The sequence below is a fragment of the Streptomyces sp. NPDC093225 genome, assembly GCF_044753805.1.
GTDB lineage: Bacteria > Actinomycetota > Actinomycetes > Streptomycetales > Streptomycetaceae > Streptomyces.
On record NZ_JBIVNX010000009.1, the window covers coordinates 183226 to 204533 of the forward strand.

General features: G+C 72.5%; 17 protein-coding genes and 1 tRNA gene. 4 read left to right on the forward strand and 14 right to left on the reverse strand.

Annotated features, from left to right (window positions below; translation table 11 throughout):
• Positions 1-30: 30 nt before the first annotated feature.
• Together ACIQCH_RS11625 and ACIQCH_RS11630 are read right to left on the reverse strand one after the other, a co-directional pair.
• Positions 31-807 (reverse strand): helix-turn-helix domain-containing protein, encoded by a 777-nt coding sequence (locus tag ACIQCH_RS11625; RefSeq protein WP_402580454.1) that lies wholly within the window; start codon positions 805-807, stop codon positions 31-33.
• Positions 808-918: 111 nt separating this feature from the next.
• Positions 919-991, reverse strand: a tRNA-Leu gene (locus ACIQCH_RS11630).
• Between the two features lie 99 nt (positions 992-1090).
• On the opposite strand from ACIQCH_RS11630, the gene ACIQCH_RS11635 reads away from it, so the two are divergent.
• Entirely contained in the window at positions 1091-1750 is a 660-nt protein-coding gene (locus tag ACIQCH_RS11635; protein WP_030197935.1) for an ANTAR domain-containing response regulator, read from the forward strand.
• Between the two features lie 181 nt (positions 1751-1931).
• Here the strand turns inward: ACIQCH_RS11635 and ACIQCH_RS11640 are convergent, their stop codons facing one another.
• The 9 genes from ACIQCH_RS11640 to ACIQCH_RS11680 form a co-directional block, all read right to left on the reverse strand.
• Entirely contained in the window at positions 1932-2648 is a 717-nt protein-coding gene (locus ACIQCH_RS11640) for an ABC transporter ATP-binding protein (protein WP_402580455.1), read from the reverse strand.
• Positions 2645-3643 (reverse strand): ABC transporter ATP-binding protein, encoded by a 999-nt coding sequence (locus tag ACIQCH_RS11645; RefSeq protein ID WP_402580456.1) that lies wholly within the window; start codon positions 3641-3643, stop codon positions 2645-2647. Before ACIQCH_RS11645 ends, ACIQCH_RS11640 begins: the two co-directional genes overlap by 4 nt.
• Positions 3644-3645: 2 nt before the next feature.
• On the reverse strand, positions 3646-5469 hold the full coding sequence (locus ACIQCH_RS11650; protein WP_402580457.1) for a branched-chain amino acid ABC transporter permease: 1824 nt from the start codon (positions 5467-5469) through the stop codon (positions 3646-3648).
• A 5-nt stretch (positions 5470-5474) separates the two neighbouring features.
• Entirely contained in the window at positions 5475-6404 is a 930-nt protein-coding gene (locus ACIQCH_RS11655; protein WP_030197923.1) for a branched-chain amino acid ABC transporter permease, read from the reverse strand.
• A 97-nt stretch (positions 6405-6501) separates the two neighbouring features.
• On the reverse strand, positions 6502-7737 hold the full coding sequence (locus tag ACIQCH_RS11660) for a branched-chain amino acid ABC transporter substrate-binding protein (RefSeq protein WP_402580458.1): 1236 nt from the start codon (positions 7735-7737) through the stop codon (positions 6502-6504).
• Between the two features lie 299 nt (positions 7738-8036).
• Positions 8037-8687 (reverse strand): Tat pathway signal sequence domain protein, encoded by a 651-nt coding sequence (locus tag ACIQCH_RS11665; RefSeq protein ID WP_402580459.1) that lies wholly within the window; start codon positions 8685-8687, stop codon positions 8037-8039.
• Entirely contained in the window at positions 8684-9250 is a 567-nt protein-coding gene (locus ACIQCH_RS11670) for a hypothetical protein (protein ID WP_402580460.1), read from the reverse strand. The genes ACIQCH_RS11665 and ACIQCH_RS11670 overlap by 4 nt, the downstream gene beginning before the upstream one ends.
• Positions 9251-9295: 45 nt before the next feature.
• Positions 9296-9766 (reverse strand): PaaI family thioesterase, encoded by a 471-nt coding sequence (locus ACIQCH_RS11675; protein WP_402580461.1) that lies wholly within the window; start codon positions 9764-9766, stop codon positions 9296-9298.
• A 118-nt stretch (positions 9767-9884) separates the two neighbouring features.
• Positions 9885-12161 carry an FdhF/YdeP family oxidoreductase gene (locus ACIQCH_RS11680; protein WP_402580462.1) on the reverse strand — a complete coding sequence of 759 codons (2277 nt, stop codon included), beginning with the start codon at positions 12159-12161 and terminating at the stop codon, positions 9885-9887.
• A 153-nt stretch (positions 12162-12314) separates the two neighbouring features.
• Here ACIQCH_RS11680 and polA point away from each other — a divergent pair, with 153 nt between their 5' ends.
• Entirely contained in the window at positions 12315-15035 is a 2721-nt protein-coding gene (polA, locus tag ACIQCH_RS11685) for a DNA polymerase I (protein ID WP_402580463.1), read from the forward strand.
• Between the two features lie 189 nt (positions 15036-15224).
• On the opposite strand, the gene ACIQCH_RS11690 is transcribed toward polA, so the two are convergent.
• The gene (locus tag ACIQCH_RS11690; RefSeq protein ID WP_402580464.1) at positions 15225-16094 is read right to left on the reverse strand and encodes a DUF4184 family protein; all 870 of its coding nucleotides are present in this window, start codon (positions 16092-16094) and stop codon (positions 15225-15227) included.
• Positions 16095-16330: 236 nt separating this feature from the next.
• Between ACIQCH_RS11690 and ACIQCH_RS11695 the strand changes: the two genes are divergently transcribed.
• The gene (locus tag ACIQCH_RS11695) at positions 16331-16474 is read left to right on the forward strand and encodes an SPW_0924 family protein (RefSeq protein WP_402580465.1); all 144 of its coding nucleotides are present in this window, start codon (positions 16331-16333) and stop codon (positions 16472-16474) included.
• A gap of 18 nt (positions 16475-16492) precedes the next feature.
• Entirely contained in the window at positions 16493-17491 is a 999-nt protein-coding gene (locus ACIQCH_RS11700) for a DUF3068 domain-containing protein (RefSeq protein WP_402580466.1), read from the forward strand.
• A gap of 6 nt (positions 17492-17497) precedes the next feature.
• Here ACIQCH_RS11700 and hrpB read toward each other — a convergent pair whose 3' ends face one another.
• Positions 17498-20116 carry an ATP-dependent helicase HrpB gene (gene hrpB, locus ACIQCH_RS11705; protein WP_402580467.1) on the reverse strand — a complete coding sequence of 873 codons (2619 nt, stop codon included), beginning with the start codon at positions 20114-20116 and terminating at the stop codon, positions 17498-17500.
• A 180-nt stretch (positions 20117-20296) separates the two neighbouring features.
• Entirely contained in the window at positions 20297-21262 is a 966-nt protein-coding gene (locus ACIQCH_RS11710; protein WP_402580468.1) for a class I SAM-dependent methyltransferase, read from the reverse strand.
• Positions 21263-21308: the final 46 nt, after the last annotated feature.

Consider the following 21308-nt stretch of genomic DNA (forward strand, 5'->3'; position numbering starts at 1 on the left):
CGCTCCCACGCCCGACGCCACCGAGCTGCGCTAGTACTTCGCCCCGATGTGCGCATCCATGAGCGCCACCGAACCCTTGCGGGCTATGGAGACGTTGAAGGGGTCGCTGCCGCGGGCGGTGATCGTCCACTCGACGCCGACGGCCGTGAGCGTGTCCGTGCACAGCTGCCGGATGTCGTCGGACTTGTTGGTGAAGAAGTACCGCGGGTACTCGTAGCGCTTGCGCTCACCACCCACCACGCGGGTGGTCCAGTTCGTGATCCGGCATCCGTCGGAGTGGATCAACCCCCGGATGAACTCCCACGGGTGCGCGTCCACGATCTCCTGCTGCCAGGGCTCGAGCGCGATCCGCCGATCGTGCTTCTTCCCGGGCCCGTGCTGCGGGAAGAGGCACGGCCAATGGCGGCTGTAGGACTTCACCTCCACACAGCCCTTCTTCTGGTGCCGACCGGTGCTCGGCGAGGGCATCACCCGGCGCATGGCCGCTTCCGCCGCGTCGATGAGACCGGTCCATTTCTCGTCGCAGTAGACGGAAAGGTGGTTCTGCCTGGCCTTCGCGATGATGTGTCCGTCGCCGAGGTAGAGGCCGAGCAGGTACGCGTAGGCCTCGCGGTCCACCTCGCGGCCCGTGCACCGGGGGCAGTCGGTGGGTTGGACGTAATGCTCGCCGCGCCGTTTGCGGTCTTCGTGGCGCCACCAGCCGACGGTGCCGCGGGGAACATTCAGCAGTTCCGCCACCGCTCTGTTGGGCATGCCCTGGCGCAGGAGTGCGACTGCGTGATCGCGAATCGAAGAGTTGTGCTGCATGAGTCGCAGCTTGGCGGTCGGTTCGCCCGCTTGGCCCTGCTTCGAAGGTTCGTTCACCGAGGCGAGTGAAGATCGCAAATCGCCAGGAACACCTTGGAATCGAAGGAGAAGTACCCCGGGTCGGATTCGAACCGACGCTGTATGGGTTTTGAATCCATGGCCTCTACCGCTGGGCTACCGGGGCCCCTTCGAAACGAAGGATACCGAAGACCCTCCGTCCCACAAACATACAGGAGCTAGGTAGGCTCGTGGGAGCTGATCCAGCTTGGAAAGAGGAGCCTCCGTGACCGCCGAGCACGAGTCGTCGACGGCGCCCGTCGACGCAGACCAGACGCACGTACCGCCGCTGACGACCCGCGTCGTCATCGCCGAGGACGAGGCCCTGATCCGTCTCGACCTCAAGGAGATGCTCGAAGAGGAGGGCTACTCCGTGGTCGGCGAGGCCGGCGACGGGCAGACGGCCGTGGAGCTGGCCCGGGAGCTCAACCCGGACCTGGTGATCCTCGACGTCAAGATGCCGGTCCTGGACGGCATCTCCGCGGCGGAGAAGATCGCCCAGGAGTCGATCGCCCCGGTGTTGATGCTGACCGCGTTCTCGCAGCGCGAGCTCGTGGAGCGGGCGCGGGACGCGGGTGCGATGGCGTACCTGGTGAAGCCGTTCAGCAAGAGCGACGTCGTGCCGGCCATCGAGATGGCGGTGTCGCGGTACACGGAGCTGAAGGCGCTGGAGCAGGAGGTCGCGGACCTCTCGCAGCGGCTGGAGACCCGGAAGCTGGTGGACCGGGCGAAGAGCATCCTGCAGACGCAGTACGGGCTGAGCGAGCCGGCGGCGTTCCGGTGGATCCAGAAGACGTCGATGGACCGGCGCATGTCGATGCAGCAGGTCGCGGAGGCGGTCATCGAGGACGCCGAGGAGAAGAAGCAGGCGGCGAAGGGCCAGTAGGGTCCGTTCGGCGTGTTCCGGAGGCCGTCTCCCCTGGTCGGGGGAGGCGGCCTCCGGCGTTCCCGGGTCCGTCCGTCCGTCCGCCCGTCCGTGCGCGCGTACGTCCGTACGGGGCCGGGAACGGCGTCGGCCCCGCCCCCTTCGAGTGGGGCGGGGCCGACGGGCCGGTGGTGGTGCGGGCTCAGTCCTCGCCGAGGTACGCCTTGCGGACGTCCTCGTTGACGAGCAGCTCGCGGCCGGGGCCGGAGAGGACGATCTTGCCGATCTCCATGACGTGTGCCTGGTCGGACAGGGACAGTGCGGCCTGGGCGTTCTGCTCGACCAGGAGGATGGTCGTGCCGGCGGCCTTGAGCTCGGCGATGGTGGCCATGATCTTCTGCATCATGATCGGGGAGAGGCCCATGGAGGGCTCGTCGAGCATGAGCAGTTTGGGCTGGGACATGAGGGCGCGTCCCATGGCGAGCATCTGCTGCTCGCCGCCGGAGAGGGTGCCGGCGGCCTGCTTGCGGCGCTCTCCCAGGATGGGGAAGAGGTCGTAGGCGCGCTGGACGTCCTTGCCGATGCCGTCCTTGTCCTTGCGGAGGAAGGCGCCGAGGAGGAGGTTGTCCTCGATCGTCATGCGCGGGAAGATGTGCCGCCCCTCGGGGGAGTGGGCGAGTCCGAGCGAGACGATGTCGTGGGCGGGGACCTTCTTGAGGCTCTTGCCCTGGAACTTGATCTGGCCGCCCTTGGGCTTGATGAGCCCGGAGAGGGTGCGCAGGGTGGTGGTCTTGCCGGCGCCGTTGGTGCCGATGAGGCAGACGATCTGGCCGGCTTCGACGGTGAAGGAGATGCCCTTGACGGCTTCGATCTTGCCGTAGGCGACCTTGAGGTCTTCGACCTCGAGCAGTGCGGTCACTTGGGTTCTCCGTCCGTGCTGCTGGTGGTGCTGTCCGCGTCGGCGGGTGCGTCGGCCTCGGGGGCTTCGGCCGCGGGGGCGTCGGCGTCGGCTTCGGCCTCGGGGGCTTCGGCGGGTGCGTCGGCCTGGGGGGCGTCGGCGTGGGCTTCGGCGGCTTCGACTTCGGCGGCTTCTTCGGTGCCGGGGGCGCCTTCGAAGGGCTCGCCGAGGTAGGCGGCGATGACGCGTTCGTCGCTCTGGACCTCGCCGGCGGTGCCTTCGATGAGCTTTTCGCCCTGGACGAGGCAGGCGACGCGGTCGCAGAGGTTGAAGATGAAGCGCATGTCGTGCTCGATGACGAGGACAGCGATGCCCTTGTCCCGGATGGCGAAGATGAGCTCTTCGGTGACCCGGGTCTCCTGGGGGTTCATGCCGGCGGTGGGCTCGTCGAGGAGCAGGAGGCCGGGCTCGCTGGCGAGGGCGCGGGCGATTTCGAGCTTGCGCTGCTCGCCGTAGGGGAGGTTGCGGGCGAGGTGGTCGGCCTTGTGGGCGAGGCCGATGAACTCGAGGAGTTCCATGGCCTTGAGCTTGCTGGCGCCTTCTTCGCGGTGGAAGCCGGGGAGGCGAAGGAGGGCCGACCAGAGGCCTTCCTTGGTGCGGGTGTGGCGGCCGACGAGGACGTTTTCCAGGACCGTCATGTTGTTGAAGAGACGGATGTTCTGGAAGGTGCGGGCGATGCCGGCCGCGGTGACCTTGAAGGACTTGGGGGGCAGGACCGTGCCCTTGTACCGGACTTCGCCCTCGGTGGGGATGTAGAGGCCGGTGAGGCAGTTGAAGAAGGTGGTCTTGCCGGCTCCGTTGGGGCCGATGAGGCCGACGATCTCGCCGCTCTTGACGGTGAGGTCGACGTTCTTGACGGCGGTGAGGCCGCCGAACCTCATGGTGACGCCGCGGGCGTCGAGGACGGTCTCGCCGGTGGTGGCGGCGGGCGTCGTCTCGGTGGTGGTCGTCGTCATGTTCAGGCCCCTGCCTTGCTGAGGTCTGCGGAGTTCTCGTCGTCGTTCTCGTGGAATTCGAGCTGGCGGCGCCGGTTGGGGATGAGGCCTTCGGGGCGGACGCGCATGAGGACGATGAGGGCGAGGCCGAAGGCGAAGAGCTGGTACTCACCCATGAACTGGAGCTTGTTGGGGATGAGGTAGAGCAGGGCTCCGCCGACGAGGGGTCCGCTGATGGTTCCCATGCCGCCGAGGACGACGGCGGCGAGGAGGAAGGCGGAGTTCGGGGGTACGGCGTTGGCGAACTGGTACTGCTCGGGGGTGACGGTGTAGGTCACGTGGGCCTGGACGGCTCCGGCGAGGCCGGCGAGGGCGGCGCCGAGGGCGAAGGCGATGAGCTTGACGCGGAAGCCGTTGATGCCCATGGCTTCGGCGGCGGTCTCGTCTTCGCGGATGGCGACCCAGGAGCGGCCGATGCGGGATTCGCTGCTGCGCCGGAAGACGATCACCACGACGAGGGTGACCAGGAGCATGAGCAGGAAGTAGTTCGCGAAGCGGCCGATGGTGAAGCCGCCGATGCTGTGCTCGGCGCCGAAGTCGAAGCCGAACATGTCGAGGTTCGGGATCGAGGAGATGCCGTTGGAGCCGTTGGTGATGTCGGGGCCGGAGGTGCCGTCCATGTTGTTGACGGCGATGCGGAAGATCTCTCCGAAGCCGAGCGTCACGATGGCGAGGTAGTCGCCGCGCAGTCGCAGGGTCGGGGCGCCGATGGCGACGCCGAAGACCATGGAGGCGGCGGCGCCGATGAGGATGGCGGCCCAGAACGGCAGGTGGAGGCCGAAGGGGCTGGAGGGGGAGCCGGAGACCATGGCCGCGGCGTAGGCGCCGACGCCGAGGAAGGCGACGTAGCCGAGGTCGAGGAGGCCGACGAGGCCGACGACGATGTTGAGGCCGAGGGCGACGGTGGCGAAGATCAGGATGTTGACGCCGATGGTCGCGTACTGGTCGTCGGTCTGGGTGAAGGGGAACGCGGCCGCGGCGGCGAAGGCGCCGACCATGGCGACGTTGCGGTGGTTGGCTGCCATGGCGCTGACGCGGGCGGCGAGGCCGGACTTGTTGATCGCGGCGAAGCCGAAGCAGGCGGTGAGCAGGAAGCCGATGAAGAGTTCGTCGTACTCGGTGCCGATGCCGTAGGTGAAGACGGCGAGGCCGAGGGCCAGGACGGCGGCGAGGACGAGGATCTCGGCCCAGCCGGGGAGCTGGCGGGCGGGGGCCTTGGGGGTGCCGGGGGCGAAGGCGGCCTTGATGGTCGTCCAGCGGTTGGCGGCGTTGTGCTTGAACTTGCCGTAGCCGCTCTCGTCGGGGTCGGCGTCGTCGGTGGCCGGGTGCTGGTAGGGCAGGGCCAGGGCGCCGACGAGGGTGGCGAGGGTGGCCGCCATGGCGATGAAGCCGCCGGGTTCGAGGTTGACGAGCCCGCCGAGGGTGTTGCTGATGGCGATGCAGGTGTACCAGGCGGTGGTGAAGGCGGCGAGGGCGGAGAGCTTGATCGCCGAGTCGGCGCCGGCGGGGGTGAGCCAGCGCAGGCCCTTGACTCCGTAGGAGGAGAGGGCGAAGAGGGTGGTGAGGAGGCCGCCGACGAGGACGAGCCACTGGAGGCCGCCGGGGTAGCCGTAGACGGTGAGGTCGCCGGGGAAGGCGGAGGTCCAGGTCCAGGCGAGGAAGCAGGAGACGACGGTGAGGGCGCCGCCTGCGGTGGCCAGGGCGCGGGCCGTCTTCTCGGGGAGGGCGATGAGGCCCTTCGCGGGGGTGACGGTGGTGGTTGCGGTGTCCGCGGTGATGGTCGTCATGGTTCTCACGCCCTGTCCGCCACGCGCTCGCCCAGCAGGCCCTGGGGCCGGAAGAGGAGCACGAGGATGAGAAGTACGAACGCCCAGACGTCGGCCCAGGCCTGGCCGCCGAGCTGTTCCATGCCGGGGATGTGGGCGATGTAGGCGGTGGCCATGGTCTCGGCGAGGCCGAGGACGAGGCCGCCGATCATGGCGCCGTAGATGTTTCCGATGCCGCCGAGGACTGCGGCGGTGAAGGCCTTGAGTCCGAGGAGGAAGCCCATGCGGAAGTTGATCTCGCCGTACTTGAGGCCGTAGGCGACGGCGCCGACGGCGGCGAAGGCCGCGCCGAGGGCGAAGGCGACCACGATGATGCGGTCGGTGTTGATGCCCATGAGCTTGGCGGTGTCGGGGTCCTGGGCGGTGGCCTGCATGCCGCGGCCGGTGCGGGTCTTCATGACGAAGTAGCCGAGGAAGGCCATGGAGACGGGGGCGGCGATGATCAGGAAGATGTCACCGGTCTGGATGGTGACGCTGCCGATGTGGAAGGGGCCGCCGGGGATTTCGGGGAAGACTCGGGAGGACTTGGCCTCGGGGTACCAGGCCCAGACCGCCTGCTGGAGGGCGAGGGAGAGGCCGATGGCGGTGATGAGCGGGGCGAGGCGGGGTGCGCTGCGCAGGGGGCGGTAGGCGAAACGTTCCGCTGCTACGGCGATGGTGGTGGCGACGACGATCGCGCCTATGAGCATGAGGGGCAGGGCGATCCACATGGTGGTGCCCGAGGGGAGCATCAGCCAGACGGTGAGGGCCCCGAACCCGCCGGTCATGAAGATCTCGCCGTGGGCGAAGTTGATGAGCTGGACGATGCCGTAGACCATCGTGTAGCCAATGGCGACGAGCCCGTACATGGATCCCAGTAGCAGGCCGTTGACCAGCTGTTGCGGCAGTTCGTGCACCGCAGGTCCTCCGAGTCTTTCGACGGATGTGACACCGCGCGGGGCGCTAGGAGTGCGCGCCCCGCGCGGCAGGGGTGATGAGGGGGGAGGGGGAGGGTCAGCCGGAGAAGGTGCCGGACTCGACGGCCTTCCAGGCGTCGCCCTCGTACTTGTAGACGGTGAGCTGCTTGTTGGTGGCGTCACCGAACTCGTCGAACGAGACCTTGCCGGTCACGCCGTCGAAGGAGACCTTGTTGGTGGCCTCGAGGACCTTGGCGCGGGCGTCCTGGGGGAGCTTGCCGCCGTTGGCGTCGACGACGGCCTTGACGGCCTCGATGATCGCCCAGGCGGAGTCGTAGGAGTAGCCGCCGTAGGCCTCGTAGGCCTCCTTGAAGCCGGCGTTCTTGTAGTTGGCGACGAACTCCTTGGCCGAGGGGAGGGTCTCGACCGGGGCGCCGACGGAGGTGGCGAGGTCGCCCACGCCCTCCTTGCCGGAGAGCTTGATGAAGTCGGCGCTGTAGATGCCGTCGCCGCCGACGAGCGGGATGGCGGCGCCGGCCTTCTTGATCTGCTTGGAGAGCGGGCCGGCGGCGGGGTACTCGCCACCGTAGTAGACGACGTCGGCGCCGGAGCTCTTGACCTGGGTGGCGACGGCGGAGAAGTCCTTGGTGTCGGGGTTGACGTGGGCCTCGCCCACGACCTTGCCGCCGAGCTTGGTGAACTCGCCCTTGAAGGTGCCGGCGAGGCCGGAGCCGTAGGTCTTCTTGTCGTCGATCAGGAAGACCTTGGTCTTCTTGGCCTTGTTGTAGAGGTACTGCGCGGCGAACGGGCCCTGGATGGCGTCGGTGGTCGCGGTGCGGAAGTACGACTTGTAGGGGCGCGCCTTCTCGCCGGTGTTCCACTTCGGGCCCTGGGTGAGGGCCGGGTTGGTGTTGGCCGGGGAGATCTGGGTGAGCTTGGCGTCGTCGAAGACCTTCTGCATGGACTCCGAGACGGAGGAGTTCAGCGGGCCGACGACACCGAGGACGTCCTTGTTGGCGACGAGCTTGGTGGCGTTCTGCTGGCCGGAGGAGGGCTGCGCCTGGTCGTCGTAGGCCTCGAACTTGAACGTGACGCCGGGGACGTACTTCTTGGCGTTGGCCTGCTGGGTGGCGAGGTCCACGGAGTTGCGGATGCCGAGGCCCAGGGCCGAGAGGTCGCCGGTGAGGGGGGCGTCGACGCCGATGACGACCGTGGTGCCGCCGGAGCCGGCGTCGTTGCCGCCCTTGTCGTCGCCACGGGAGCCGCAGGCGGTGAGGGTGAGCGCACCCGCGGCGAGCGCGGCGGTCACGGCGATGAGCTTGGTTTGACGCACGATCAGTCCTTTCCAGGCACTGCGTCCCCACCTGGGACGCGCCGAGTCGAAACGCGGACCGAACTGCGTGGAATCCGGTGGTCGCGGTGACTGGCCGTGACTCTAGGCGGCTGATCGGGGGATATGGAGGGCTGAGGCCAAGGCTGTGACTCTCTTGTTATGCCACGGCGTAATGGATAGCGGAACTTGGCGGGTGGAACGGGGGAATTCCGGCCGTTTCGTCGTGTCCGCATGGTGAGATCGGGCACTACTGTTCGGTGGTTTTGCTGCTGACAGCCCAGTACTGTCACGGGTTTTGGTCATGACGGCGCAGGTCGCGGCGCATCTCGGGAGTCGGGACATGCGTTGCTGAGTGCTGTGGAGAGTTCCCTGGCATATCGGTCACCGAGGATGTAACTGTGATCCTCTTTTCGGGATCCATTACTGAGGGTTACTTCGAGAAATGGCAGAGCTGCATTCCGTGGTACATGCATGCAATCTTTGACCTGAATCTGCACGACAACCGCACGGTTCCGGCCCTTGTCGACGACGAGGGGTGTGTGCGGGTCGACGGTCACGCTGAGTGCTGCCCAGGGCTGGCCGATTCGCTCCAGGGAGACCGGCGGACCCGCCGCCGTGCGCAGGAAGACGGTGAACGCGAACGCCGTCCCGGCGGGCGTCGGGCGCACCGGCCCGCCGTAGGTGACGGAGAAGACCTGGGAGGGGTAGGGCGGCGGCTGCGGGGCCGGCGGGTGGCTGCGCAGGGCGTACAGGTAGCCGCCGGCGCCGGCGGCCGCGGCGGTGAGGGCCAGCGCGAGCGCCAGGCGCGCCCCGCTCCCGCGGCGGCCCCGGCCTCGGCGCGGTCCGGGGGCGGTGTCCCACGGGTCGTCGGCGCCGGCGTCCCCGGCGCCGCCCCAGGTGTCGTCGCCGGGCTCGACGGGGCCGATGCCGCCCGGGCCGGTGCCGCTCACTGCCAGGGCCCGCCGGTCGGGGTGCCGTGCCGGTAGCGCTCGGCGCAGCCGCGCTCGACCTCCGCGCCGGCGGCGTCGTGGGCCGCGGCGGGGCCCTCCTTCGCCCCGGCTGCCCGGCCCGCGGCGACGGCCGCGCGCAGGATCTCGTACTGGCCGCCGGAGAGGCCCATCTCCTGGTAGTCGAGGTGACTGTGCGGGCCGCCGTCCAGGACGCGGTGGGTCCACTCGGCGACCAGGCGGGTGCACAGCTCCTGCGGGGTGGCGGGCCGCGGGGACGCCGGTGTCGTGCTCGCGGGCCGGGCGGACGGGGCGGGGGGTGCGCCGCAGGCGACGCCGGTGGCGGCGAGGAGGGCGGTGACGGCCGCCGCGGCGAGGGCGCGGGCCGGGCGGCGGGCGGGCGCGCGGCCCGGGGCGTGGGGCGGCGTGCGGCGGGGCCGGGCCGCGGGCCGGTCCGTCGGGAGGGGCGGTGGGTGCGGGGCCGTGGGGTGTGCCGGGTGTGCGCGGCCGCTCCGCCGGCGCGGGCGGCGTACGCGTGCGCCCCCCGGCGCCGTCACCGTGTCCATGCGGGGACGGTAGTCCGGGGTCGGGGGGCGCGACAACGCCTCGTCTCAGCCTTGCTGTTGCGGGTTCGTGTCGCGCAGCAGGCAGGTCAGGCGGGCGGTGCAGACCCGCTTGCCGTCCTCGTCGGTGATGACGATCTCGTAGGTGGCGGTGGAGCGGCCGCGGTGGACGGGGGTGGCGACGCCGGTGACCAGGCCGGAGCGGATGCCCCGGTGGTGGGTGCAGTTGAGGTCCACGCCGACGGCGATCTTGTCGATGCCGCCGTGCAGCATGGCGCCGACCGAGCCGAGGGTCTCGGCCAGGACGGCCGAGGCGCCGCCGTGCAGGAGGCCGTAGGGCTGGGTGTTGCCCTCGACGGGCATGGTGCCGACGACGCGGTCGGGGGCGGCCTCCAGGACGCGGATGTCCATGCGCTCGCCGAGGTGGCCGGCCGAGAAGAGGGCGGGCAGGTCGATGCCCAGGGCCGCGTACTCGTCGATGATTTCCTGCGGGAACTTCGGGCTGTGCTGTTCGCCCATGGGGACGGCTCCGTTTCGTGGACGCGTCGTGAACGACCGTTAACCGTTGACGGTCCCTTCATATCACCCGACTGAGCGTCCGCTCAGTCGGGTGGACGGCATCGGAGGCCTTCCCGCGTCAGCCGGCGCTCGCGGGCTCGAAGCGGATGACGACCGACTTGCTCGCCGGGGTGTTGCTGGTGTCGGCGGTGGAGTTGAGCGGCACGAGCACGTTGGTCTCCGGGTAGTACGCCGCCGCGCACCCGCGCGCGGTGGGGTAGTGCACGACGCGGAAGCCGGGCGCGCGCCGCTCGACGCCGTCCTTCCACTCCGAGACCAGGTCGGTGTACGCGCCGTCGGCGAGCCCGTGCTCGGCCGCGTCGTCGGGGTGGACGAGGACCACGCGGCGGCCGCCCTTGATGCCGCGGTAGCGGTCGTCGAGCCCGTAGATGGTGGTGTTGTACTGGTCGTGCGAGCGCAGGGTCTGCAGCAGCAGCCGGCCGTCGGGCACGCGCGGGTACTCCACGGGGGCGGCGGTGAAGTTCGCCTTGCCGGTCGTGGTGGGGAAGCGGCGCTCGTCGCGGGGGGCGTGCGGGAGGGTGAAGCCGCCGGGGCGGGCGGCGCGGGCGTTGAAGTCCTCGAAGCCGGGCACCACGCGGGAGATCCGGTCGCGGATGGTGCCGTAGTCCTTCTCGAACTCCTCCCACGGCGTGGTCGAGGCCCCGCCGAGCACGGCGCGGGCCATGCGGGCCACGATCGCGGGCTCGGAGAGCAGGTGGGGGCTCGCCGGCGTGAGGTTGCCGCGGGAGGCGTGGACCATGCCCATGGAGTCCTCGACCGTGACGAACTGCTTCCCGCCGGCCTGGACGTCCTTGTCGGTGCGGCCGAGGGTGGGCAGGATCAGGGCGCGCCGGCCGGTCACCGCGTGGGAGCGGTTGAGCTTGGTCGACACGTGCACCGTCAGGGCGGCCCTGCGCATGGCGGCCTCGGTGACGTCGGTGTCGGGGGTGGCGCCGACGAAGTTGCCGCCCATGGCGAAGAAGACCTTGGCCTCGCCGTCGCGCAGCGCCTCGATGGCGCGGACCACGTCGTAGCCGTGGTGGCGGGGCGAGGTGATGCCGAATTCCTTGTCGAGGGCGTCGAGGAAGGCGGGGGCGGGGCGCTCGAAGATGCCCATGGTGCGGTCGCCCTGCACGTTGGAGTGGCCGCGCACGGGGCACACGCCGGCGCCGGGGCGGCCGATGTCGCCGCGCAGCAGCAGGAGGTTGACCACCTCGCGGATGGTGGCGACGCCGTGCTTGTGCTGGGTCAGGCCCATCGCCCAGCAGACGATGGTGCGCTTCGAGGCCAGGACCATGGCCAGGGCCTGCTCGATCTCGGCCCGGGTCAGGCCGGTGGCGGTGAGGGTCTCGGGCCAGTCGGCGTCCTCGGCCGCGGCGGCGAGCGCCTCGTAGCCGTGGGTGTGCTCGGCGATGAACTCCTCGTCGACGGCGCCAGCCTCGATGACGAGCTTGTTGAGGAGGCGGAAGAGGGCCTGGTCGCCGCCGATGCGGATCTGGAGGAAGAGGTCGGTGAGGGCGGCGCCCTTGATCATGCCGAGCGGGGTCTGGGGGTTCTTGAAGCGCTCCAGGCCGGCCTCGGGCAGCGGGTTCACCGAGATGATCTTCGCGCCGGCGGCCTTGGCCTGCTCCAGTGCGGAGAGCATGCGGGGGTGGTTGGTGCCCGGGTTCTGGCCGGCGACGATGATCAGGTCGGCCTGGTGGAGGTCTTCGAGGGAGACGCTGCCCTTGCCGATGCCGATCGTCTCGACCAGGGCCGAGCCGGAGGACTCGTGGCACATGTTCGAGCAGTCGGGCAGGTTGTTCGTGCCGAACTCGCGGGCGAAGAGCTGGTAGAGGAACGCGGCCTCGTTGCTGGTGCGGCCCGAGGTGTAGAACAGCGCCTCGTCGGGGGAGGACAGGGCGCGCAGCTCCTCCGCGATGATCGCGAAGGCCCGCTCCCAGGTGACGGCCTCGTAGCGGTCGGCGCCCTCGGGCAGGTACATGGGCTGGGTGATGCGGCCCTGCTGGCCGAGCCAGTAGCCGGAGCGCTTCTCCAGGTCGGCGAGCGGGTGGGCGGCGAAGAAGTCCGGGGTGACCCGGCGCAGCGTGGCCTCCTCGGCGACGGCCTTGGCGCCGTTCTCGCAGAACTCGGCGGTGTGCCGCTTGTCGCCCTCGGGCCAGGCGCAGCCGGGGCAGTCGAAGCCGTTCTTCTGGTTGACCTTGAGGAGGGTGCGGGTGGTGCGGACCAGCCCCATCTGCTCCTGGGCGATCTTCAGGGTGTGGCCGATGGCGGGCAGGCCGGCGGCGGCGTGCTTGGGGGGCGCGACCTGCGGCGCGTCCTGGACCGGATCACCTGCGGGCGGCTTGGTCGCCATGGCGCTCCCCTTTGAGCATGTGTTCGTGCGGTGGTGCCTCGATGGTGTCATGGCGGGCGCGGGGCGCGGACCGCCGGGCGCCGGCCGCGGACCGGCGGGACCCGGGGGCCGCCGCGGAGGGGATTGTCGGTGGGGCCCACTAGGCTCGGGGGCGTGGCAGAGACAGCATCGAAGAAGACCGACCAGAAGACAGCGGAGAACCGTCCGCGCCTGATGCTCATGGACGGGCACTCCCTGGCGTACCGGGCGTTCTTCGCGCTGCCCGCGGAGAACTTCACGACCGCGACGGGCCAGCCGACCAACGCCATCTACGGCTTCGCGTCGATGCTGGCGAACACGCTGCGCGACGAGGCGCCCACCCACTTCGCGGTGGCCTTCGACGTGTCCCGCAAGACCTGGCGCTCGAAGGAGTTCCCCGAGTACAAGGCGAACCGCTCCTCGACGCCCGACGAGTTCAAGGGCCAGGTCGAGCTGATCGGCGAGCTGCTGGACGCGATGGCCGTGCCGCGGTTCGCCGTGGACGGCTTCGAGGCCGACGACGTGATCGCCACGCTGGCCACGCAGGCCGAGGCCGCGGGCTTCGACGTCCTGATCGTCACCGGCGACCGGGACTCGTTCCAGCTGGTCACCCCGCAGACCACCGTGCTGTACCCGACCAAGGGCGTCTCCGAGCTGACCCGGTTCACCCCGGAGAAGGTCGAGGAGAAGTACGGGCTCACCCCGCAGCAGTACCCGGACTTCGCGGCCCTGCGCGGCGACCCGTCCGACAACCTGCCGGGCATCCCGGGCGTGGGCGAGAAGACGGCCGCGAAGTGGATCAACCAGTTCGGGTCCTTCGCCGAGCTCGTCGAGCGGGCCGAGGAGGTCAAGGGCAAGGCGGGGCAGAACTTCCGCGACCACCTGGAGTCCGTCAAGCTCAACCGCGTCCTGACCGAGATGGTCCGCGACGTGGCGCTCGACCGCACCCCCGAGGACCTGGAGCGCCGCCCGTACGACCGCAAGGCCGTCACCGGCGTGCTCGACGTACTGGAGATCCGCAACGCCTCGCTGCGCGAGCGGCTGCTGGCCGTCGACCCGGGCGCCGACCAGGACGAGCCCGTCGCCCCGGCGGCCGGGGTGGAGCTGGACGTCAGCGTGCTGGAGCCCGGCGAGCTCGCGCCGTGGCTGGCCGAGCACGGCCAGGACCCGCTGGGCGTGGCCACCGTCGACGCGTGGGGCCTGGGCACCGGCAGCGTGTCCGAGATCGCGCTCGCCGCGGCGGGCGGGGCGGCCGCCTGGTTCGACCCGACGCGGCTGGACGAGGCCGACGAGCAGGCGTTCGCCGGCTGGTCGGCCGACCCGGCCCGCCCGAAGGTGATGCACAGCGCCAAGGGCGCGATGCGGGTCTTCCCCGAGCACGGCTGGAGCATCGCCGGCGTCTCCATGGACACCGCGCTCGCCGCCTACCTCGTCAAGCCCGGCCGCCGGTCCTTCGCGCTGGACGTGCTGGCGGTCGAGTACCTGGGCCGCGAGCTGCAGCCGCCGGCCGCCGACGGCCAGCTGGCCTTCGGCGCCGACGAGACCGCCGAGGCCGAGGCGCTGTGCGCGCAGGCCCGCGCAGTCCTCGACCTGGGCGACGCGTTCGCCGCCAAGCTGGCGGAGGTCGGCGCCGCCGAGCTGCTGCACGAGGTGGAGCTGCCCACCTCCGAGCTCCTGGCCCGCATGGAGCGGCACGGCATCGCCGCCGACCGCGACCACCTGGAGGCGATGGAGCGGCAGTTCGCCGACGCCGTGCAGCAGGCCGTCAAGGAGGCCCACGCCGCGGTCGGCCACGAGTTCAACCTCGGCTCGCCCAAGCAGCTGCAGGAGGTGTTCTTCGGCGAGCTGGGCCTGCCCAAGACGAAGAAGACCAAGACCGGGTACACCACCGACGCCGACGCGTTGGCCTGGCTGGCCCAGCAGACCGACCACGAACTCCCCGTGATCATGCTGCGGCACCGTGAGCAGGCGCGACTGCGCTCCACCGTCGAGGGCCTGATCAAGACGGTCGCCGCCGACGGCCGCGTCCACACCACCTTCAGCCAGACGGTGGCCGCCACCGGACGGCTGTCGTCGACCGACCCGAACCTGCAGAACGTGCCGGTGCGCACCGACGAGGGCCGGGCGATCCGCCGCGGCTTCGTGGTCGGCGAGGGCTTCGAGTCCCTGATGACGGCCGACTACAGCCAGATCGAGCTGCGCGTCATGGCCCACCTGTCGGAGGACGAGGGCCTGATCGAGGCCTTCCTCTCCGGCGAGGACCTGCACACCACCGTCGCCTCCCAGGTGTTCGGGGTCGAGCGGTCCGCGGTGGACGCCGAGATGCGCCGCAAGATCAAGGCCATGTCGTACGGGCTGGCGTACGGCCTGTCCGCGTTCGGCCTCTCGCAGCAGCTGAACATCGACCCGGCCGAGGCGCGGGGTCTGATGGACACCTTCTTCGAGCGGTTCGGCGGGGTGCGGGACTACCTCCAGCGGGTCGTGGACGAGGCCCGGGCCACCGGGTACACGGCGACCATGCTGGGCCGCCGCCGCTACCTGCCCGACCTCAACAGCGACAACCGCCAGCGCCGCGAGGCCGCCGAGCGGATGGCGCTCAACGCCCCGATCCAGGGCACCGCGGCCGACATCGTGAAGCTGGCGATGGTGCGGGTGGACCGGGCGCTGGCCGGGGCCGGGCTGACGTCCCGGATGCTGCTCCAGGTGCACGACGAAATCGTGCTGGAGATCGCCCCGGGCGAGGCGGCCGAGGTCGAGGAGATCGTCCGCCGCGAGATGGCCGCGGCGGTCGAGCTGCGGGCGCCGCTCGACGTCTCGGTGGGCGTGGGCCCGGACTGGGAGTCCGCCGCCCACTGACCCCCGGCCGCGCCCCCGCCCCGCCCCGCCCCGGGGCGGCGCGGCTGTGCCCGGCCCGCCCTGCGCGCCACTGCCCCGCCGACCCTTGGGTCGGCGGGGCAGTCCCGTACGGAAGCCAGCCCGCGCGGCGTTCGAGCGCACCCGGCGCGCAGCGCCCGGGTTCGAAGGACGGAGCCCGGCGGGGCGGCGTCAGCGGCGCGACGGCTCCGGCGCGACCGGCGCGACCGGCGCGGCCGCCGCCCCGGCCGAGGCCCCGGGCCCCCGCCGGTGCCGCAGCCGGACGGCCGCGGCGTACAGGGGCAGCGCGACCCCCAGCCCGGCCCCCGCCCCGAAGCACACGGTCGGCACGAGGTCGAGCGGACTCCCGACGTGGTCGAAGAACGTGAAGTACCGCGCCACCCGCTGCGCGACCCCGCCGGCCACCGCCACCCCCAGCAGGGCGAACGCCACCCCCCGCCCCCCGGGCGTCAGCACGGGCACCGCGGCCGGCGCCGGCCCACCCGGCAGCCGGCGCACGGCCCGCACCAGGAACCAGCCGAGGGCGAGCAGCGCCACCGCCGAGCTGCCGTACTGCAGCCACCACCACCCCGGCATGCCGGCGACCGGCTCCAGCAGTGCCGGCACCGCGTCCGTGCCCGGCCGCCCGGGGTGCGTGAAGCCGTCCCACACCACGTGCGTCAGCGCGCCCAGCGCCGCCGAGACCCAGAACCGGCCGGCCAGCGGCAGCCGGGCCCGCCCCCGCCAGTCCGCCCCGCGGGCCAGCGCGTACGCCCGGCCCCGCCAGGACCGCGGCAGCAGCGCCACCAGCGGCTCGCGCAGCAGCAGCCAGCAGGCCACCAGCCCCGCCGCGAGGAGCACGTCCACGCCGACCACCCCGAGCGCCGAGTGCGTGACGGCACCGAACTCCATGCCGCCGGGCACCACGCTCGCGGCGAAGTACGTCAGGTCCGGCGCGAAGGACCCTGCGACGAGTGCCGACGCCAGCAGCGGCCCGCGCGCGACCCCCGTGCGCCGGATCCCCGGCAGTACGGCCGCGGCATGGCTGAGCGTGAACGGCATGAGGGCCCCTCCCAGATGATCACCTTCGTCCAGTATGCGACGCCCACGGCCGCCCCGCGGTTTCGCACCGGCCGCCGCCGGCACTGGCCGCCCCCTTCCGCCCGGCCGCCGCCCCCCCCTCCGCCCCGACGCCGCTCCGCCCCGTCGTCCCACCGCCCCGCGTACGGGTTCTCATCTGCGGCCCGCGTTGCTACGGTGCCCCAGCCCTGACGATGCATCAGATCCGGAGGCCCGCCATGCGCGCACTCGCCGCCGCCGCGATCGGCCTGGCCGCCGCGCTGGCCCTGGCCTTCGGCGTGACCGCCGTCGGTCAGCCCGAGGGGCGGACCTCGCCCAGGCCGCTGCTCACCACCGCGCCCACGGCGCCCGGACAGGAGTAAGGGGAGGCGACCGCCGCCATGAGACGCCGAGCCAGCCTGGTGCTCCTCGCCCTCGCCGTGTTCTGTGCCGCCCTGGCCCCGCTCATGCGCTGGTACATGTACCCGCGGCTGGCGAAGATCCCGGCGAACCAGTACCAGGAGACGGTCCTCGAGGCCGCGCCCGCCACGCTCCTCGACTACGGCACGCTGCAGCCCAAGAAGGTCCCCAGGATCACCATCGTGCAGACGCTCAAGGGCAACGTGGAGCGCTCCCGCGAGATCGAGGCCAGCGCCGGCCGCGACGTCGTCGTCTGGGACTCCCTCTCGTACGTGATCGGCCCCGACGGGAAGATGGTCTCCCAGGTCCCCGAGCGGTACGTCTTCGACGCCCACACCCAGGACCCGGTGCACGCCACCGGCGAGTCGGTCGACGGCGACCCGGTCCGGCGCGAGGGGGTGGAGTTCAAGTTCCCCTTCTTCACCGAGCCCCGCGACTACCTCTACTTCGACGCCCAGACCCGGACCTCCGCGCCCATCCACTACGTCGGCCCCCGCAGGTTCCACGGCCTGGACGTCTACTACTTCGAGCAGACCATCCCGTGGACCAAGGTGCCGTTCCCCAAGAAGATGCCGATCGAGGGCATCGACCCGGCCACCATCGAGTCGGGCCTGGGCACCTCGCGCTGGTACACCACCAAGCGGATGTTCTGGGTCGATCCGGTGACCGGCGCGCCCGTCAACGGCGAGGAGATCCACAGCGAGGAGCTGCGCGGCGGCCAGCTCGCCGCCAACGCCCCCGGCCAGCGCCTCGTCGTCTTCCAGGGGCACGTCAAGATGCGCGCGGACTACCTGAAGCACACCGTGGACCTCGTCGCGGCCAACCGCACCAAGGTCCTCGTCCTGCACACGTACGCCCCGATCGGCCTCGCGGTGTGGGGCGGGCTGCTGTGCGCACTCGCCCTGTGGCTGGAGGCGCGCACCCGGCGCGGCCGCACGGACGCGCCGCCCCGGGAACCGATCGCGGTCGCCGCCGCCTGACCGGCGTCAGGACCGCCGCAGGCGGGCGTTGGTGTGCCGGGTCGGCTCGGCCGTCGCCGGGTCCTCCGGCCACGGGTGCTTGGGGTAGCGGCCGCGCAGTTCCGCCCGCACGGCCTTGTACCCCTCGCGCCAGAACGACGCCAGGTCGGCGGTGACCGCCGCCGGCCGCCCGGCCGGCGACAGCAGGTGCACGAGGACCGGCACGCCCGCCACCGTCGGCGTCTGCGCCAGCCCGAACAGCTCCTGCAGCTTCACGGCCAGCACGGGTTGGTCGGCGGAGTAGTCCACCGCGATCCGCGACCCGCTCGGCACCTCGATCCGCTCGGGGGCCAGCGCGTCGAGCCGGCCCGCCTCGCCCGAGGCCCACGGCAGCAGCCGCGCCAGCGCCTGACCGGCGTCGATCCGGGCCAGGTCGGCCCGCCGGCGCGCCCGCGACAGCTCCGGCTCCAGCCACTCCCCGGCCCGCTCCACCAGCGCGCCGTCCGCCACGTCCGGCCAGGGCTCGCCCAGGGTCCGGTGCAGGAACCCCAGGCGCTCGCGCAGCGCGGCCGCGTCCCTGGTCCAGCGCAGCAGGGCCCCCGGGCCCTCCGCCCGCAGCCCCTCCAGGAGCGCCCCGCGGACCAGCGCCGGGTCGGGTGCGCGCAGTGGCCGCACGGCCAGCTCGATGGCCCCGAGCCGTGCCACCTCGCGGGCGGTGACGTCCCCGTCGGCCCAGTGCACCTCCTCGCCCTCGGACCACAGGTGCTCCGCGGCCCGGCGCGCCGTCGCCCCGTCGAGTACGCCCGCCAGCCTGACCCGGGCGTCCGCCGCGGTCGCGGCCCGGTCGGCGACCGCCACCGCGAGCCACTCGCTGCCGCCCAGCCGCGAGCCCTCGCCCAGCGCGGCCCGCGTGCCCGACGCCATGAGGTAACCCCGGTGGGCGCTGCCCCGGGCCACCCGCTCGGGGAACGCCAGCGCCGCCACGAGCCCCGCGACGTGGTCGTCCGAGGCCGCCGCGATCCCGGCCGCCGCGCCCGAACGGGACGCCGCGGGGGCGGCGCCCCGCCCCGTCGGTGCCGCCGACGCCGTCGAGGTCGTGGACGCCGTAGATGCGGTTGATGCCGTCGCGGCCGCCGACGTCGCCGCGGCGGCCAGCCGCCCGGCCTCGGCCCGCCACCGGGACGCGTACGCGTCGTTCCCGCCCCGGGCCGCCCGCCAGGCGCCCACCAGGTCGTCCCCGTACTCCCGCGGCGGCTCCTCGCTCAGCAGCGCGACCACCTCGGCCACCCGCCGCGCCCCGCCGCCCCCGCCCCCGGCGGCCGCGACCCCGTCGAGCAGCGCGCGCCCCAGGCGCGGGTGGAGTCCCAGCCGGGACAGCGCCGCACCCCGCGGCGTCACGCGCCCGGCCGTGTCGAGCGCGCCGACCGCCGACAGCACCGAGCGCGCCGCGGCCATGGCCCCGGCGGGCGGCGTGTCCAGCAGGGCGAGCCCGGTCGCGTCCGGATCGCCCCAGCAGGCGGCGTGCAGCGCGAACGGCGCCAGGTCCGCCAGCTTGATCTCCGGCGCCGGGAACAGCGGCAGCCGCCCGTGCTCCGCCTCCGACCAGCACCGGTACACCGCGCCCGGCGCCTCGCGCCCCGCGCGCCCGGCCCGCTGCCGGGCGGCCGCCTGCGAGGCCCGTACGGTCGTCAGCGCGCCCAGCCCGCGCGCGTGGTCCATCCGCGGCTCGCGGGCCAGGCCCGCGTCCACCACGACCCGCACCCCCGGCACGGTCAGGGACGACTCCGCCACCGCGGTCGCCAGGATCACCCGCCGGCCGGTGCCCGGGGACAGCACCGCGTCCTGGACCGCCGCCGGGGCCCGCCCGTGCACCTGGAGCAGCTCCGCGTCCACCCCGCCCAGCAGCCCGGCGACCCGCGCGATCTCCCCGACGCCGGGCAGGAAGCACAGCACGTCCCCGGACCGTTCCGCCAGCGCCCGCCGCACCACCGACGCCACGTGCGCCAGCAACGCCGGGTCCACCCGCATCCCGTGCGGCGGCCGCACCGGGCGGACCGGCGGCGCCCACACCACCTCGACCGGGTACGACACCCCGGCGGCCGCCACCACCGGCGCGTCGTCCAGCAGGCGTGCCCAGCCCGCCGCGTCCGTCGTGGCCGACGCGGCCACCAGCCGCAGCTCCGGCCGCAGGGCCGCCCGCACGTCCAGCAGGAACGCGGCGACGGTGTCGGCGTCCAGGTGCCGCTCGTGGCACTCGTCCAGGACCACGACGTCCACCCCGGACAGCTCCTGGTCGCGCTGGAGGCGTTGCAGCAGGACGCCGGTGGTGACCACCTCCACCACCGTCGACGGGCCGGCCACCCGCTCGCCGCGCACCGTGAAGCCCACCGACTCCCCGACCCGCTCGCCCAGCAGCCAGGCCATCCGCCGGGCGGCCGCGCGGGCCGCGATCCGGCGCGGCTCGGCGACGACCACGCGCCGCGCCGGGCCGCCGCCGACCAGGCCGGCCAGCACCAGCGGGACCAGGGTGGTCTTGCCGGTGCCGGGCGGCGCGCACAGCACTGCCGTGCCGTGGCCGTCCAGGGCCGTGGTCAGGGCCGGCAGCGCCTCCCGGACCGGGAGCGCGTCCAGGGCCTGCGTACGCATGGGTCAGTCCTCACACCGCATCGGTCGGTCCGCGCGCCGCGTCCGCGGCACGGGGGCGGTCGGTCCCGGTACGACCGGGCCCGGTCCTCGTCGAGTCGGGTCCGGTGCCGTCCGTGCGACCGGTTCCGGTCCTCGTCGAACCGGGTCCGGTCGTCCGTGCGACCTGGTCCGGTTCCTCGTTCAGTCCTCGCGCTCGCACACGAAGATCGCCGTGCCCGGGATCAGGTTCCCGCGCAGCGGGGACCAGCCGCCCCACTCCTGGGCGTTCCAGGCGGGCCACTCCGGCTCCACCAGGTCCACCAGCCGGAACCCGCCCGCGACGATCTCGCGCACCCGGTCGCCCATGGTGCGGTGGTGCTCGACGTACACCGCGCGGCCCTGCTCGTCCTGCTCGACGTACGGCGTCCGGTCGAAGTAGGAGGCGGACACCGAGAGCCCCTCGGGGCCCGGCTCGTCGGGGAAGGCCCACCGGATGGGGTGGGTGACCGAGAAGACCCAGCGACCGCCCGGCCGCAGCACCCGCCGCACCTCGCGGAAGACCTTCACCGGGTCCGCGACGAAGGGCACCGCCCCGTAGGCGGAGCAGGCGAGGTCGAAGGCGCCGTCCCGGAACGGCAGCGCCCCGGCGTCGGCCTCCACCAGGGGCACCGCGCCGCCGTCGATCCGCAGGGCGTGCTGGAGCTGGCGGTGCGAGAGGTCCAGGGCCACCGGGCGGGCGCCCTGGGCGGCCAGCCAGCGGGAGCACTGGGCCGCGCCGGCACCGATCTCCAGGACGTCCAGGCCCGCGAGGGCGGCCGCCGGGCCCAACAGGCCGGCGTCGGCCTCGTCCAGGCCCTCGGGACCCCAGACGAAGCGGTCGTCGCCGAGGAAGGCGCCGTGGTCGCTCTGGTACTCGTCCGCGTTGCGGTCCCACCAGCCGCGGCTGGCGCGGCTGCTCTCGGCCTCGCCCGCGTCGCGGCGGGTGGCCTCGGCGTCGTCCTCTTCCTCGCCTTCGCCCTCGCCTGCGTAGTCGTCCTCGTCGTCCTCGTGGCCGAGGGCGGGGCCGTGGCCGGCCGGGGGAGTGCGCTCGTCTCCGTCGCCGTACCCGCGGTACGCGGGCGCCGGGTCCTCGTACACGCGCTCGGCGGCGTCATCCTCTTGGTTCATCGGGCCCGTCGTCGTAGTCTTCGCAGAGTCTTCGCGGCAGGTTCTA

Coding starts and splice junctions, on each gene's coding strand:
- ACIQCH_RS11625 (WP_402580454.1), bottom strand. CDS start 807: ATGCAGCACAACTCTTCGATTCGCGATCACGCAGTCGCACTCCTGCGC.
- ACIQCH_RS11645 (WP_402580456.1), bottom strand. CDS start 3,643: ATGACGACGACCACCACCGAGACGACGCCCGCCGCCACCACCGGCGAG.
- ACIQCH_RS11650 (WP_402580457.1), bottom strand. CDS start 5,469: ATGACGACCATCACCGCGGACACCGCAACCACCACCGTCACCCCCGCG.
- ACIQCH_RS11670 (WP_402580460.1), bottom strand. CDS start 9,250: ATGGACACGGTGACGGCGCCGGGGGGCGCACGCGTACGCCGCCCGCGC.
- ACIQCH_RS11675 (WP_402580461.1), bottom strand. CDS start 9,766: ATGGGCGAACAGCACAGCCCGAAGTTCCCGCAGGAAATCATCGACGAG.
- ACIQCH_RS11680 (WP_402580462.1), bottom strand. CDS start 12,161: ATGGCGACCAAGCCGCCCGCAGGTGATCCGGTCCAGGACGCGCCGCAG.
- ACIQCH_RS11690 (WP_402580464.1), bottom strand. CDS start 16,094: ATGCCGTTCACGCTCAGCCATGCCGCGGCCGTACTGCCGGGGATCCGG.
- ACIQCH_RS11695 (WP_402580465.1), top strand. CDS start 16,331: ATGCGCGCACTCGCCGCCGCCGCGATCGGCCTGGCCGCCGCGCTGGCC.
- ACIQCH_RS11700 (WP_402580466.1), top strand. CDS start 16,493: ATGAGACGCCGAGCCAGCCTGGTGCTCCTCGCCCTCGCCGTGTTCTGT.
- hrpB (WP_402580467.1), bottom strand. CDS start 20,116: ATGCGTACGCAGGCCCTGGACGCGCTCCCGGTCCGGGAGGCGCTGCCG.
- ACIQCH_RS11710 (WP_402580468.1), bottom strand. CDS start 21,262: ATGAACCAAGAGGATGACGCCGCCGAGCGCGTGTACGAGGACCCGGCG.